Origin of the sequence: Candidatus Poriferisodalis sp., from assembly GCF_965215815.1 — a bacterium.
Classification (GTDB): Bacteria; Actinomycetota; Acidimicrobiia; order Acidimicrobiales; family Poriferisodalaceae; genus Poriferisodalis.
The window spans coordinates 1,046,744-1,059,915 of record NZ_CBDCEO010000012.1 but is presented as its reverse complement, the minus strand read 5'-3'; the positions used below and the strand labels follow the sequence as shown (position 1 = coordinate 1,059,915).

Sequence of the window (13,172 nt, the reverse complement as noted above, 5' to 3'; positions counted from 1 at the left end):
CGCCGTGAGGCGGCCATGAACGACACGCTGGTCGCTTTCGCTGTTCTGGCATGGCTGGCGTATCTGGCCAGCCGCTTGCTGGCACGGCATCACCTGCCCGAGCTGGTCGCGTTCCTCATCGTCGGCGCTCTGCTCGGCCCCTCGGGCCCGCCGTTCATCAATCTGATCGACGAACCATCGCTCATCGCGTTGCGTCCGGTCACTGAGGTGGCGCTCGCAGTGCTCATGTTCGTGATCGGCGAGCGCGTGTCGGTGCGGGCGTTGCGGGCTGCGCGGTGGACGCTCACGACCGGTGTCATCCAGTTTGCGTTGAGCGCAATTGCCGTGTACTGGGTGACGAGCAGGCTCGGGGCAGACCGCTCGGTGGCGCTGGTGCTCGGTGCGCTCGCCGGTGCTGGCGCGCCGATGACCATTGCGCACATCGTGAGTTCAGTGCGGGCGCGGGGCAGCTATCCCACCGGCATCGTCGGAACGCACGCGGTATCCGATGCGCTGGCCACGACGACATTTGCCGCAGTTCTCCCGATTGCACTGCTGCTCTCAGACGAAGCCGCCGACATCGGCAGCGCTCTCTTCGACTTCGTGCAACTCGGCATCGGCGGGGCCGTGCTGGGCCTCCTACTGGGCTTGTTCATCTCGCGGCTCGGATTCCAGATCGAGACCTCCGGTGAGCTCCTGCTGTTCGTGCTGGTGCACATCGTCATCGGGTGGACCCTCGCGGGATGGCTGGACATCTCGCTGCCGCTGGCGGCACTGGTTGCGGGAGCCACGGCGGCGACCGTGTCGCCGCAGTCGTTCTCGGTGAGGTTGTTCCGGACCATCAAGACCGTCGAACAGCCGCTGTACCTGCTGTTCTTCGCTCTCGCCGGCGCCTCCATCCACCTCGCCGATGTGCCTAAGGTTGGCGTTGTCGGCATCGCATACGTCGTCGTGCGCGTGGCAGCGAAGATCGTCGGTGGCTTGACTGGAGGCTTGGTGGGCGGCCTCGGCTGGCGCAGGTCGCTGCAACTGGGTGTCAACCTGACACCGCAGGCGGGTGTTGCAGTGGGCTTGGCAGTCATCGCATCCGAGCGTCTCGGCGCCCCGGGCGCAGAGGCCGCGACGGTGGTGCTGGGCGCCGTCGTGTTGTTCGAACTGGTCGGACCACTGCTGGTTGCCCGCGACTTGCGTGGCTGGTCGTCCGAAGAAGACGAGAACGGGTCCGTTCCAGAGCAGTTCGAGCTGCCAGCCCGCGTGTTGGTTGCTGCACCAGTACCAGTGGAGTTGCCGGAGTGGCTGATCGATCAGGCGGCTCGATGGCGTTCGTCGCTGGTCGTGCTGATGCCGGGAGAGCGTGACGAGCCGCACGCAGCCAAGATCGGGGAGCGATGCGGCAGCCGCGATGTCGACTTCGAATTCCGCTCGCTGCGCAACGAGAGCTTCACCGGCGCAGTGGTACGTTCACGCAGCCAGCATCACGCAGATCTCGTCGTCCTGTTCACACCGCGACCACCGGCGGGCGCCTCGCGCCTGGTGCTCTTGCCCTCCGAGCGGATCGCCCGCCAGCTGTCGGTGCCGGTGTTGACCTTCCCGCTGAATCTGCCCGAGTCCGACGAGCCGCCGCGGCCTCGACGGCTGCCGTGGCAGAGCCCGGGGCGGAGCGAATGAGCCAGGGGGCCGACGCTTCACCGCGCGGAGATTCCCCGAACGCAAGCGAGTCGCTCGTGGAGGTGGTGCGCGACATCGCCGCCGCTGCGGGAGCACTCACGCTGCGCTGGTTCGGCCAGCGCGACCTCGGAGTCTCCTGGAAACGGGACGGGACCGAGGTGACCGAAGCCGACCGGGCAGCAGAACGCCTCGTCCGGGAGCGGATCGCCGAGCAGTTCCCCGGTGATGCGATATTCGGTGAGGAGCAAGGCGGTTCAATCCGACCCGATGGGCGGACCTGGATCGTCGACCCCATCGATGGAACCCGTGGCTTTGTGCGAGGCGTTCCGCTGTACGCGACTCTTGTGGCGCTGGTGGACCACTACGGCCCGCTGGTCGGTGTGATCGATCTTCCCGCGATGGGGTTGACGCTTGCCGCTGGCCGCGGCACGGGTTGCTGGCTCGGCGATCATCGCTGTGAGGTGAGCGATCACCCGGTTCTGCGAGGTGCCATGGTCAACACCTCCAGCTACGAGACCTTCGAGCCTTCCCAATTCGAGGCATTGCGCGCCGGGGGCGCGATGATGCGCACATGGGGCGACGCCTACGGCTATTTCTTGGTCGCGACCGGACAGGCTGAGGCCATGATCGACCCGGTGTGCGAGACCTGGGATCTGGCCCCGATGCCGGTGATCATGTCCGAGGCAGGCGGGATCTTCACCGATGTCGAAGGCCGGCCCGAGTATCGCAACCGCAACGGGATCGCCACCAACGGGCGGCTGCACGCAACCGTCGTCGCCGCCATGGAAGCCCACAGGGGGAGTGCTCATGGCGAGTGACGCCCGGCGTCGAAGCGAGATTCACCTGCCCGAGCGCGACCGAATGCCGCGCTGGGTGCCGCGCGCGATCGGCCTGACTATGGCCGCTGTCGTGGGCTTGGCCACGGCAGCGTGGCTGCTCGAGAAGCTGCAAACCCTGCTGGTGGTCCTGCTCGTATCACTGTTCCTGTCGTTTGCGATGGAGCCGGCGGTGAACTGGCTGGCGCGTCGAGGCTGGCGCCGGGGGCTCGGCACTGCGCTCGTCTTCTTGGTGTTCGTGCTGGCGGTTGCCGGCTTCACAGCAGCCATGGCCTCGGTGCTGGCCGATCAGATCGTCAAGCTCATTGACGCCGCTCCGGGATACCTGTCCGACATCGAACGCTGGGCCGACGAGCGGTTGGGCGTCCAGTTCAACACCGACGAGCTCGCGGCTCAGTTCACCGAGGGCGGCAGCGCTGCGTCCGTGCTCGGCGATGTGGCCGGCAACCTCGTGTCGGTCGGTTCAGCGGTGGTGAATGTCGCGGTGCAACTGCTCACCATTGTCCTGTTCACCTTCTATCTGGTGGCCGATGGGCCCCGGCTGCGCCGCCTCCTGTGCTCGGCCCTGGATCCGGTGCGCCAGGCGACTGTGCTGCGTGGCTGGGAACTGGCCATCGACAAGACCGGTGGGTACATCTATTCCCGAACCCTGCTTGCCGTCGCAGCCTTCCTGCTCCACTGGGGTGCCTTCGCCGTCATCGGCGTGCCGTTCCCAGCTCCGCTCGCCATGTGGGTGGGTGTTCTGTCGCAGTTTGTACCGGTCGTCGGCACCTACTTGGCGGGCCTGCTTCCCCTGCTCATCGCGTTGCTCGACGATCCGATTACTGCTCTGTGGGTCGCTATCGTGGTGCTCGCGTACCAGCAGCTCGAGAACTACGTGCTGGCGCCTCGAGTCACTGCCCACACCATGAACATTCATCCTGCGGTGGCGTTTGGCTCAGTCCTGGCGGGCGCTGCCATGCTGGGCTCGGTCGGCGCGCTGTTGGCGGTGCCGGCGGCCGCAACAATTCAGGCGTTTGTGTCGACGTACATCAAGCGGCACGAACTCATCGAGTCAGAGTTATTCGAAACTCACCAGGACGAGCCGGACGAGCCGGACGAGCCGGACGAACCGGACGGCGCGAGCGGTGCACAAGCGGCTGACGGTGCCGACGAAGCAGCCACCGACACTGACACAGCAGCCGGATCCGACTCGCCGGCATCTGGCTGAAGTGGGCGCCGCCGGCGAGAAGCGGTCAGAGGTGACCCGAGGGCGGTTTCGGCCAAGGCACCACGTAGTCCAATGGATCGACTGCGGCACCGCCCAGCCGCATCTCGAAGTGCAGGTGCGGGCCGGTGACTGCGCCGGTCGAACCAAGTCGTCCCACCCTGTCCCCAGCTTCCACGTAGTCACCTTCACGTACGTAGATGCTGCTCAGATGCGTGTACACCGTCGCGACCCGCGCTCCATGGTCGATGATGACCGTGCGCCCGTACGCGGCGTAGTTCCCCGCCGCCATGACGGTCCCCATGCCCGCAGCCAGGACCGAGACCCGCCAGCGCCGCTCCCGGTCGACGAGGTCGACCCCGGTATGGGGCAGCCAGCGTCTGCGTACCGGGTGGTAGCGACGGCCGAATTCCGAACTCATGACCGGGTCCGCAAGCGGAATGCGAAACTCGCCGAAGACCGGAACCCGGAGCGGTTCGCAGCCCTGCGTCGCGGCGATGATGGTGGCGATCCAGTCGTCGTAGATGAGCGCGCCTTCGATGGCGGGCCCCAAGTAAGGAGGCGTCGGGAGAGCAGGTTCGGGAAAGCAGGCGTTCAGGTGCAGGTTGACCGGCAGCCCCTCGGCGGGAACGTCCGCTGCGTGCACGGCCGAGCCACCCCCAAGCGCGACACCAGCACACGCGAGCGCGAGCGTGACCGCTGCGATGGCGCGCGTCATCCACGGGTGGGAACGACGTACGCGCTGCATCTGCTGATTCACGCTGCGCCTCCCCCTCCGCAGGCGCGCCGGAGAGGAGACAAGTCTATTTCGTCCATCTGGCCTGCCCTGACGGAGAAGCTGACGGCCGAGCTGGACCGATGACGATCCTCGTCGACGATGCCCGTTGGCAGTGGCGCGGCCGCCGCTGGGCCCACCTCGTTTCCGACGAGAGCTACGACGAGCTGCACCAGTTCGCTGCACTCATCGGCAAGCGCCGCGCCGCATTCCAGGGCGACCACTACGACGTCGATGAGGCCGAGAGAGAGCTGGCGCTGCGTGCGGGTGCCGTTGCGGTGAACAGCCGTGAATTGGTGTCGCGGCTGCGAGCGGCGGGACTGCGTCAGCGGCGGCCGCGACGAGTCATAGACAGCGGTTGACGCCGTCAGAACACTTCGAGGTGTTCCATCACGGCGTCGATGAATCCGAAGTTCTTCGGCGTGGCGAAATGGTCGCAGCCGCGCAACTCGGTGTACGAGGCGTCCGACAACGCTTCGAGCAGCGGATTTGCGGGTCCAGCGAAGTCTTCGCTGCCGAGGACCACCCGCACCGGATGGGTGATCCGTGTGAACTGTTCGGGTCCGAGCGGCGCGTGCTTGCGGCGCATGAACGCGGCCAGCGCTTGGCCGTCCTGATCGGGTTCGGCGGCATAGCGGGCAAAGGTCTGTGCGTGCACGTCATCGGCTTCGGCTTCGCCGGCAACACCACGCGCAATTCGCTCGGCCTGCTCGAGGTCGTGTTCGAACAGGTTCCGGCCGACTCCTGAAACGACGAGGCGGCCGAACCGTTCGGGTGCCATCGCCGCCATGGCGAGCAGTGTGCGCGACCCCATGGAGAAGCCCACTCCGTCGACAGCTTGACCGCCGACCTCGTCGGCGAGTCGCTCGACCAGCTTGGCCTCCATGTCGGCGTACCTGGCCGGGTCGTGGTGCTTTGGCGCAGAGCCGTGCCCTGGCAGGTCCCACGTGATCACTTCGCGACCACCCTCGCGCAGCAGGTCGATGATGCCGGTCGGCAGCCAGGTGCTCGCAACCGAGCCCGTGAAACCGTGGAGCAGGAGCACGGGGTTCGCCATGGCGAGAAGTCTGCCAGAACAACGTTTATCGTCCGAGGACATATGAGCACCACGACAGCACCGCCCATCCGGATCGCCAACTGCAGCGGCTTCTTCGGAGACCGACTCTCCGCCGCGCGCGAGATGGTCTCCGAAGGCCCCATCGATGCCCTGACGGGCGACTGGCTGGCCGAGCTGACCATGCTGATCCTGTCGCGCATCGCAGCCAAGCGACCCGGCAGCGGCTACGCCCGCACCTTCGTCACCCAGATGGAAGAGGTCATGGGCACGTGCCTGGATCGTGGCATCAAGGTTGTGACCAATGCCGGTGGCCTGAATCCCTCCGGCTGCGCCGACGCAGTGGCCGAGGTTGCGGACCGGCTGGGCCTCAACCCCTCAATTGCCTACGTGGACGGCGATGATCTCACCGACCGCCTCACCGAGCTCATCGAGGCGGGCGACGACTTCGCCCACCTCGACACAGGCCAGCCGCTCGGCGAACTGGCCTCCCGGATCGTGACCGCGAATGCGTACATCGGCTGCTGGGGCATCGTGGAGGCGCTCAACCAGGGGGCAGACATCGTCATCACGGGCCGCGCCACCGACGCAGCCGTGGTGGCAGGTCCGGCCGCGTGGCACCACGGGTGGACTCGTGACGACTGGGACGCGCTGGCCGGTGCCATCGTTGCGGGGCACGTCATCGAGTGCGGCGGGCAGGCCACCGGCGGCAACTACAGCTTCTTCACCGAGATCGCCGATATGACCTACCCGGGGTTCCCTTGGGCCGAAGTAGCAGCCGATGGCTCGACCGTGATCGGCAAGCACGCAGGCACCGGCGGGGAGGTCTCGGTCGGCACGATCACCTCGCAGCTGTTGTACGAGATCCAGAGCGAGCGGTACCTCAACCCCGATGTGGTGAGCCGCTTCGACACGATCGAGCTGACTCAGCTGGGGCGAGACCGGGTGCGCATCGGCGGCGTCCGCGGTGAGCCCGCTCCGCCGACGCTCAAGGTGGCAATGAACTACCAGGGCGGGTATCGCAACCAGATCTCGATTGGGCTCACTGGCCTGGACATCGAGGAAAAGGCCGAGCTCATCGAGCGGCAGTTCTGGCATGCCTGCCCCTACGGCCCCGACGACTACGAGACCGTCGTGCGCAAGTTCCTGCCGACGAACAAGGCCAACCCCGGCACCAACGAGGAAGCCGTCGCCGTCTACAAGATCATCGTGAAGGATCCGGACGAGCGCAAAGTCGGCCGCGCATTCTCGAATGCGGGCACCGAGATCGGTCTGTGTTCGATTCCCGGGATGTTCGGCACCGGAGGGGGCCCAGGACCGGGCCAGCCCTTCGGCGTGTACTGGCCCGCACTCGTCGACGCAGAGCTGGTTCCCATGCAGGTGGTGGTGGACGGCCGGCGAACCGTTGTCGACAGCACCCCGCCCGACATCCGGTTCACCGGTGTCGAGGTGGCACCCGTCGCGCGCGTCGAGCCTCCCGGCGGGCCGACACGGCCGGTGCCGCTCGGAACGCTGTACGGCACCCGTTCCGGCGACAAGGGGCCAAATGCGAACTTGGGCATCTTTGCCCGCTCGGCGGAGGCCTACTGGTGGCTCTCGGATTTCCTGACCGTCGAGCGGCTCGCGGAACTCATGGGTGAGGCCGCCGAGCACCGGGTGGATCGCTACGACCTGCCCAACATCTGGAGCCTCAACTTCATCTTCCACGGACTGCTGGAGGAAGGGGTGGCTGCCTCGACTCGGCAGGATCCGCAGGCGAAGGCGCTGGGGGAGTATCTGCGCGCCAAGATCGTCGACATTCCCGAAGCGCTGCTGGTCTAGGCCGCTAGTGCCCCTGCAGATCCTGCAAGGACATACGCGGGCCGTGGCGCGGCGGAGCCCCGGCGGACTTGGCCAACGCCTGCACACGGGCGCGCTGGCCGCGGTAGGGCTCGAGCAGTTCCAGCATCCGGTCGTCATCGCCGCGCCGTTCGCCAGCCAAGTGCCAGGTGACGTAACTGGGAATCTGGTAGTCGCCGACGATCACCGAGTCGGGGTCGCCGTGGCAGAGCAGCACCATGATCGACGCAGTCCACGGGCCGATGCCGCGAACGGTCCGCAGCCGGTCTCGGGCCGCATCAGGGGCAAGCTGGATCACTCGCTCGAGAGTCTTGGCTTTTCGAGCGAACGCGATGATCGCCTCCGCTCGGCGGCGCTCCACGTCGAAGCGGTGGAACTCGTGGTAGGCGAGTGATGCCACCAGCTCCGGAGCCGGCGGCAGCCGCAGCGCCTCCGGTGCGGGCCCGGGCGGGCGCCGCCCCCAACGCCGCAGGATGCCCTGCCAGGAGTTGCGGGCATTGAGCCCGGGCACTTTCTGCCCGCACACAGTCGGGACGACGTGCTCCCAAACCGTGCCGGTAGCGGTGAGACGCCGCAGCGGCCAGCGGCGAACCCAGCCCGCCACGGTCCTGTCCGCAGGCACGAGTGCAGCGGGCTCGTCATGTGCGCCCAGCAACGCGGGCACGCCGGAGACGGCGTCCGCCGCGCCGGGTCCCCACGCCTCAACCTCAGCGGCGTGCGCTGAGCGCGTGATGCGAAGCGTGGCCTCTCCAGAAGCCGTGTCCTGTGCGCGCCAGATGCGAGGACCGTCGTAGAGCACGGGGCCCAACGCGCCCTTGCCGCCGACGCGCCCAAGTGCGCGGCCGATGTCCAAATCGAAGTCGAACTCGAAACGTCGTCTCACGTCCGGCGACGCGGAATCGCTCGCAACAGCCGTGCTGGGGACCGAGCGCATCACACTCGTTTTCTAGGCGATGGGCTCCGCAATCACGGGGTTTGTCAACGTGCCGATGCCCTCGATCGTGATCGATACCTCGTCGCCCGGTTTCAGCAGGCGCGGCGGATCGAAGAAGAGGCCGACACCGGCTGGGGTTCCGGTGGCGATGATCGTGCCCGGGTCGAGCGTGAACGCCGTCGACAGATGCTCGACGACTTGGTAGCAGTCGAAGATGAGATCGTCGGTCTTGGCGTCTTGGCGGATTTCGCCGCTTACCTCGGTGACCAGGCGGCACGAATGCGGGTCAATCGAGTCGCTGGTCACCAACCACGGGCCACACGGTCCGTGGGTATCCCACGACTTGCCCATCATCATCGTCGGGCTTGCGCGCTGCCAATCCCTCACGCTGACGTCGTTCATGATCGTGTAGCCGGCGATGTAGTTCGGGGCGTCGGCCGCTGATACTGCCCTAGCGGTGCGGCCAATGACTACGGCCAGCTCGCCCTCGTAGTCGACCATGCTGGGCGCCGCTGTCGGGAGATGGATGGGCTCACCGGGACCGACGATGCACTTGTAGTGCTTGTTGAAGATGATAGGCACTTCCGGGGGCTCGCGGCCCCCTTCGGCGGCGTGGGCTCCGTAGTTCAATCCGACGGCGAGGATGGCGGGCGGTTGCCCCACCGGAGACAGGAGGTTGGCGTCGTCGAGCGGTGTCACGGTTCCTGTGCCCATTGCCCCGACCGCGGCTACCAGGTCGCCGCCCGAGGCGGCGAGCAGCGACGGCAGATCGGTGTGCTCGGTCTGCAGTGTTGCCAAACCGTCGTCGGTCACGATGGCCAAAGCCGGCTGGCCGTCTAGGAGATGTCGTGCGATGCGCATCGCGCTGAAGCTAGTGCGGAGGCGCCCGTCGGGCGCGGTGAAGCTGCTGCTGGATGTCGCCGATGCCGCGGGTTCATCGCTCGGCATTGTGCGAACCGCTTGACAGTGGCACTCTGGCGATCCATGGCTCGCCATGGCGCCGGGGGCTCGACCCCCGGCGTATTCGACTCTGTGCTGGATCCCGTCACGGGACTTCCGGATGTGCGCGTCTTCGCGGTCCTGCTCGACCGGAAGCTGGCGTTGGCTCGGCGGGCCCTCCAACCGCTCTCGGTGGTGTTCTTCGAAGTGGACGGCTTCTCCCAGCTCAGCAGCACGCAGGCCCGCGTGGCACAGCGGTTAGCAGCCCGCTTGGTGCGGGGCACGCTGCGTGAGTCAGACAGCGTCTGCCACTGCACCGACGGGATCCTGGCCGCCATCCTCGACGACACGCCGCACGGCGGAGCGGTCTGGGCTGCCGACCGGGTTCGACGCGAGGTGGCGGCACGCTCGTACCACACTGGCATCACGCTCTCGATGGGCGTGGCGAGTTATCCCACGCACGCGTTGGAAGCCGCAGACCTGCGCGATCGCGCTTACGCGGCGCTGTTCGTTGCCCGGTCGCTCGGCCCCTCCCGGCTCGAGGTGGCCGAGGCGCTGCGCCCGTAGCCCAGGACTCGCATCGCAGAGTCGAGCAGCAACGCGAGCGGATGCTGCGGCCGGTTTCGGATCGGGACTTGTCGTTGCCGAGGAATTCGTCGGCGAGGGTGCGGTTGAACCGTTCCGCTTTTCCGACCTCTTGACGTCGAGGCATGCACGCCGTAACGGGCCGTGCCCGCCTCGATCCACTGTGCCATTTCCCCGCCGCCCAGCGAGCGTCAACCTGGCTTTGACGCACAACATCAAGCCCCTTGTTGTGTTCGTGGAACTACCCGGTCGCCACGCTCGCTTCTGTGCTCATGGCTCCCATGCTTGCTCCAATCTCTGGAGCCTGCGCAAAACCCAGAGTGAATCAGGGAGCAGGTCGGCTGGGGGTTCAGCGGGGGTGGGCTATGGCGAGCAGTGCTCGGGCGCCGGGGTGCTGTTCGGGCAGCCGCAAACGGACGCGCCGTGCGCTGTGGCACACCAGGGCGGGCAGGTGCCATAGCTGGCTGCGGAGCCGTTTGGGGGCCGCTTTGGCGAGCGCTCCGGTGAGGCAGGCTGTTTGGAACCATCCCACGAGCATGAGGCCGGTCATGCACATGGCTGCCCAGGTGCTGTTCGCGTGCCAGTCGGTGAACGGCATGCGCGCTAGGCCGCTGTGTTTGAGCCGGCGCACGGCGTTCTCGGCGTCGGCGTGTGAGCGCATCAGCTTGTCCAGCTGTGCGGTGTCGCCCGCCTGGTCGGTGAGGAATCCCCAGTAGCGGAAGTTCTCACTGGGGAACAGGCTGCGCTGCGCCCCGGGATGGCGCGGCTCGCGGCGCACGATCAGCCGGGTGCGGTCGGGCCAGCCCGACAGGTCCGCGAGGTCGGTGAGGTCCGCGACCTGAGCGCCGCGCCGTTTGCGCTGGCCGGCGCGCTTTGGGGCGTTGTGCCAGCGGCCCGGCTCGCCCAAAGCGCTGCTGATAGCTGCTTGGACGCCCGCAGCGGACCTCGCCGACACCGCATAGCCGATGTTGCGGTCCCGCGGCTTTGCGGCGAGTCTGGGCGAGCAGCCCGCGGCGACGATGCGCACCACCAGCGGGCGTTCCACGAGGCTGCCCCGGTCGCCTTCGCGGTGACCCACGGCGTCGGGCTCGGGCAGCGTCCCCACCGCGGCGTCGATCACTTCGAGATGATCGGCGATGTCGTTCGCGGCGGCGCTGCCGGGCCGCTGGGTGATCCACAGCGGCTCTCCGTCCGCGGTGGAGCAGACCATGGCCCCGTCGACGTTCTACAAGTGGCGGGACCGGCCCCCGACGCCCGCTCAGCGGCGCAGAGCTGAACTGGACGTCGAGGTCAAGTCCCGTTTCGACGCTTCCGACGAACATCTACGCTCGCTACAACAAGCCGGTGTTGCGACGACCGATTGAGTCCAGCCAATACACCTCCGACGCGTTCGCCGCGGCCTGCGCCAAGCTCAAGATCACCCAATCGATGGGACGCGTCGGCTGCGCGCTCGACAACGCCGCCGCCGAATCGTTCATCTCGACGCTCCAGCACGAGCTCATATCACGGCGCCGCTGGCGCACCCGCGACCAGGCCCGCCGAGACATCGCTGTCTGGATCGACACCTGGTACAACAGAAAATGGCTCCACTCAACCAGCAACATGACCAGCCCAATAGACTACGAACTAGCCAACGCAGCCTAAACCAACCCTCCACGATCCGGGGGGAAGCTCAGCGTGAGACCCCGTTCGTACCCCCCTCCGACACGCCACTTTGGAGCGCAGGCCTAGATTCAGGCCTAGGAGCCGAGCTGCGGGGTGTCGGGCTCGCTTGGACTCGGGTCGTCACTGCTGCACGCGACGACGGTGAACAACATCGCTGCCGCCAGTAACCCGGCGACGAGCCGCTTCCTCAGAACGGGCATCGGCCTAACCTACCTTTGCGGCGCGGCTCACACCGGTGCCTTCGACCGGGCGACGTTCGCTAGCGAGGATCGCTTGCCTAGCTGAGGATCGCTTGCGAACCACCGTGCACTCGCATTGTAGACCATTTCGTGGCTTGACTGGAAGTAGACGAGCAAGGCTCGACCCGACTGTCGGGCGAATACGGGGGCGGGGTCTCCGTCCCCGAAGTAGGTCTCGGTTGTGATCGACAGATGGCCGGGAACCCTCCCCCGACCGAAAAGGTCCACCTCCTCAGCGCTGAGGCGGTCGTCGGGGTGGGCCAGCTGATTGAACACCTCGGCGCCCACACTCGGGGGCACGAACTGATCGCGGATGCCCTGAGCGATGAAGATCGGGACCGCCTGGTCGCGGGCCGCCTCCAGGTACGTCGCCGGACTACGGGTCAGACACTCCTCCTGCGCCGAGCCGGCGTCCCTCGGGTCACCTCCGCAGGCCCGCCTGATGTCGCTGGCATAGCCCAGACCCTTCCTCCTCGCGTGCTCGTAGAACTCCACGAGGTCATGCGGCGGCCCCCAGACCGAGACCGCGCTGACCTTGTCAGGGTGTCGCCCAGCAAGGAGGAGCCCCATCATCCCGCCGCCGGAGTAGCCGACGACGTACACCCGATTGGTATCCACCCCTGCCTGGGCGACGGCATAGTCGATCGCATCCACCGTGTCCTGGACCGCCAAGTCGGATCCGACCGCGTCGGCGTCGTCGTTCTTTCCTCGGAACTCGGGGACGATGACTGCCCAACCATTTTCCTGGGCCCACATCGCAAAGGGAATCCCGGCGTGTTGGGTGTACGGGGCGCTCCAGGAGTGCAATATCACCAACACGGGCTGATCGCGGTCGCCACTCGGAGCCAGCCAGAAGACGGGTTGTTCGGCGCCGTCCGCGGTCGAAATAATTCGAAGCTGCTCGATTCCTGGGACCGACCGCTCCCACCGGGACCGGCCGGAGGACACGTATTTGCTGAAGTCGCGGATCATGTTGATCCGGTCAAGCGATTCGAATGTCAGAGGATCGAGTGGCGGCAGAGTCGTTGTTGTTGTGGTCGTGGTGGTCGGGGAGGGGGAGCCATCGCCGTAGGGGGAGCCTCCGCCGTAGGGGGGAGCCGCCGCCGTATGGGGGACGGTCACGATCCGAGGGGCCGCCGCCGTATGGGGGACGGTCGCCGTAGGGGGAGCCGCCGCCGTATGGGGGACGGTCACGATCCGAGGGGCCGCCGTGGTCTCCACAACTTGCCGCGCGAATCCGGCGTCAGTCGCGGACCCGACGGCATCACGGCCGTCGGCGGACAGCAGGTTCAGCAGCAGGAAAACCGCAATTGTGACTCCTATGCGTCGGGTTGTTTCCATGCTGTTGGGCGTCGGAGGTACCTCCCGCCGTCCTTTCAGCGCAGGCTCTGCGCTCCGGCTGGCGATAAGTTATCGTCCGCTGATCTGCGCTGCGGGAGTAGCACTAGCAGG

15 protein-coding genes are annotated in these 13,172 nt (G+C 66.9%); 8 read left to right on the top strand and 7 right to left on the bottom strand.

Annotated features, from left to right (window positions below):
- Positions 1-15 precede the first annotated feature (15 nt).
- The 3 genes from ACOOHB_RS06695 to ACOOHB_RS06685 are packed head-to-tail and all read left to right on the top strand — an operon-like array spanning position 16 to position 3,693.
- Positions 16-1,647, top strand: a complete 1,632-nt coding sequence (locus ACOOHB_RS06695) for a cation:proton antiporter (protein WP_420444024.1) — start codon at positions 16-18, stop codon at positions 1,645-1,647.
- A complete protein-coding gene (locus tag ACOOHB_RS06690; protein ID WP_420444023.1) occupies positions 1,644-2,465 on the top strand; it encodes an inositol monophosphatase family protein in 822 nt (273 codons plus the stop codon). The genes ACOOHB_RS06695 and ACOOHB_RS06690 overlap by 4 nt, the downstream gene beginning before the upstream one ends.
- Positions 2,455-3,693: an AI-2E family transporter gene (locus tag ACOOHB_RS06685; RefSeq protein WP_420444022.1), complete on the top strand. Its 1,239-nt coding sequence runs from the start codon at positions 2,455-2,457 to the stop codon at positions 3,691-3,693. Before ACOOHB_RS06690 ends, ACOOHB_RS06685 begins: the two co-directional genes overlap by 11 nt.
- A 25-nt stretch (positions 3,694-3,718) precedes the next feature.
- Here the strand turns inward: ACOOHB_RS06685 and ACOOHB_RS06680 are convergent, their stop codons facing one another.
- Positions 3,719-4,408, bottom strand: coding sequence for a M23 family metallopeptidase (locus ACOOHB_RS06680; RefSeq protein ID WP_420444021.1), 690 nt, complete (start codon positions 4,406-4,408; stop codon positions 3,719-3,721).
- A gap of 140 nt (positions 4,409-4,548) precedes the next feature.
- Here ACOOHB_RS06680 and ACOOHB_RS06675 point away from each other — a divergent pair, with 140 nt between their 5' ends.
- Positions 4,549-4,827, top strand: coding sequence for a DUF4031 domain-containing protein (locus ACOOHB_RS06675; RefSeq protein ID WP_420444020.1), 279 nt, complete (start codon positions 4,549-4,551; stop codon positions 4,825-4,827).
- 5 nt (positions 4,828-4,832) lie between these two features.
- Here ACOOHB_RS06675 and ACOOHB_RS06670 read toward each other — a convergent pair whose 3' ends face one another.
- A complete protein-coding gene (locus ACOOHB_RS06670; RefSeq protein ID WP_420444019.1) occupies positions 4,833-5,522 on the bottom strand; it encodes an alpha/beta fold hydrolase in 690 nt (229 codons plus the stop codon).
- Between the two features lie 42 nt (positions 5,523-5,564).
- Between ACOOHB_RS06670 and ACOOHB_RS06665 the strand changes: the two genes are divergently transcribed.
- Complete coding sequence (locus tag ACOOHB_RS06665) at positions 5,565-7,340, top strand: acyclic terpene utilization AtuA family protein (protein ID WP_420444018.1); 1,776 nt, start codon at positions 5,565-5,567, stop codon at positions 7,338-7,340.
- A gap of 4 nt (positions 7,341-7,344) precedes the next feature.
- Here ACOOHB_RS06665 and ACOOHB_RS06660 read toward each other — a convergent pair whose 3' ends face one another.
- Positions 7,345-8,241, bottom strand: coding sequence for a DNA-3-methyladenine glycosylase family protein (locus ACOOHB_RS06660; protein ID WP_420444017.1), 897 nt, complete (start codon positions 8,239-8,241; stop codon positions 7,345-7,347).
- 63 nt (positions 8,242-8,304) lie between these two features.
- The gene (locus ACOOHB_RS06655; RefSeq protein WP_420444016.1) at positions 8,305-9,153 is read right to left on the bottom strand and encodes a fumarylacetoacetate hydrolase family protein; all 849 of its coding nucleotides are present in this window, start codon (positions 9,151-9,153) and stop codon (positions 8,305-8,307) included.
- A 123-nt stretch (positions 9,154-9,276) separates the two neighbouring features.
- Between ACOOHB_RS06655 and ACOOHB_RS06650 the strand changes: the two genes are divergently transcribed.
- Positions 9,277-9,798, top strand: coding sequence for a GGDEF domain-containing protein (locus ACOOHB_RS06650; RefSeq protein ID WP_420444015.1), 522 nt, complete (start codon positions 9,277-9,279; stop codon positions 9,796-9,798).
- Between the two features lie 367 nt (positions 9,799-10,165).
- On the opposite strand, the gene ACOOHB_RS06645 is transcribed toward ACOOHB_RS06650, so the two are convergent.
- Positions 10,166-11,026: a transposase gene (locus ACOOHB_RS06645; protein ID WP_420444014.1), complete on the bottom strand. Its 861-nt coding sequence runs from the start codon at positions 11,024-11,026 to the stop codon at positions 10,166-10,168.
- Here ACOOHB_RS06645 and ACOOHB_RS06640 point away from each other — a divergent pair.
- Both ACOOHB_RS06640 and ACOOHB_RS06635 read left to right on the top strand, forming a co-directional pair.
- Positions 11,025-11,180 (top strand): hypothetical protein, encoded by a 156-nt coding sequence (locus ACOOHB_RS06640; RefSeq protein ID WP_420444013.1) that lies wholly within the window; start codon positions 11,025-11,027, stop codon positions 11,178-11,180. The genes ACOOHB_RS06645 and ACOOHB_RS06640 overlap by 2 nt on opposite strands.
- The gene (locus tag ACOOHB_RS06635) at positions 11,161-11,460 is read left to right on the top strand and encodes a transposase (protein WP_420444012.1); all 300 of its coding nucleotides are present in this window, start codon (positions 11,161-11,163) and stop codon (positions 11,458-11,460) included. Before ACOOHB_RS06640 ends, ACOOHB_RS06635 begins: the two co-directional genes overlap by 20 nt.
- A gap of 95 nt (positions 11,461-11,555) precedes the next feature.
- On the opposite strand, the gene ACOOHB_RS06630 is transcribed toward ACOOHB_RS06635, so the two are convergent.
- Together ACOOHB_RS06630 and ACOOHB_RS06625 are read right to left on the bottom strand one after the other, a co-directional pair.
- Positions 11,556-11,681, bottom strand: coding sequence for a hypothetical protein (locus ACOOHB_RS06630; protein ID WP_420444011.1), 126 nt, complete (start codon positions 11,679-11,681; stop codon positions 11,556-11,558).
- A gap of 27 nt (positions 11,682-11,708) precedes the next feature.
- The gene (locus ACOOHB_RS06625; RefSeq protein ID WP_420444010.1) at positions 11,709-13,061 is read right to left on the bottom strand and encodes an alpha/beta hydrolase family protein; all 1,353 of its coding nucleotides are present in this window, start codon (positions 13,059-13,061) and stop codon (positions 11,709-11,711) included.
- Positions 13,062-13,172: the final 111 nt, after the last annotated feature.

Excerpts from the sequence above, each read along its gene's own strand:
- ACOOHB_RS06695 (WP_420444024.1), top strand. The coding sequence starts at position 16 with ATGAACGACACGCTGGTCGCTTTCGCTGTTCTGGCATGGCTGGCGTAT.
- ACOOHB_RS06690 (WP_420444023.1), top strand. The coding sequence starts at position 1,644 with ATGAGCCAGGGGGCCGACGCTTCACCGCGCGGAGATTCCCCGAACGCA.
- ACOOHB_RS06685 (WP_420444022.1), top strand. The coding sequence starts at position 2,455 with ATGGCGAGTGACGCCCGGCGTCGAAGCGAGATTCACCTGCCCGAGCGC.
- ACOOHB_RS06680 (WP_420444021.1), bottom strand. The coding sequence starts at position 4,408 with ATGACGCGCGCCATCGCAGCGGTCACGCTCGCGCTCGCGTGTGCTGGT.
- ACOOHB_RS06675 (WP_420444020.1), top strand. The coding sequence starts at position 4,549 with ATGACGATCCTCGTCGACGATGCCCGTTGGCAGTGGCGCGGCCGCCGC.
- ACOOHB_RS06670 (WP_420444019.1), bottom strand. The coding sequence starts at position 5,522 with ATGGCGAACCCCGTGCTCCTGCTCCACGGTTTCACGGGCTCGGTTGCG.
- ACOOHB_RS06665 (WP_420444018.1), top strand. The coding sequence starts at position 5,565 with ATGAGCACCACGACAGCACCGCCCATCCGGATCGCCAACTGCAGCGGC.
- ACOOHB_RS06655 (WP_420444016.1), bottom strand. The coding sequence starts at position 9,153 with ATGCGCATCGCACGACATCTCCTAGACGGCCAGCCGGCTTTGGCCATC.
- ACOOHB_RS06650 (WP_420444015.1), top strand. The coding sequence starts at position 9,277 with ATGGCTCGCCATGGCGCCGGGGGCTCGACCCCCGGCGTATTCGACTCT.
- ACOOHB_RS06640 (WP_420444013.1), top strand. The coding sequence starts at position 11,025 with ATGGCCCCGTCGACGTTCTACAAGTGGCGGGACCGGCCCCCGACGCCC.
- ACOOHB_RS06645 (WP_420444014.1), bottom strand. The coding sequence starts at position 11,026 with ATGGTCTGCTCCACCGCGGACGGAGAGCCGCTGTGGATCACCCAGCGG.
- ACOOHB_RS06630 (WP_420444011.1), bottom strand. The coding sequence starts at position 11,681 with ATGCCCGTTCTGAGGAAGCGGCTCGTCGCCGGGTTACTGGCGGCAGCG.
- ACOOHB_RS06625 (WP_420444010.1), bottom strand. The coding sequence starts at position 13,061 with ATGGAAACAACCCGACGCATAGGAGTCACAATTGCGGTTTTCCTGCTG.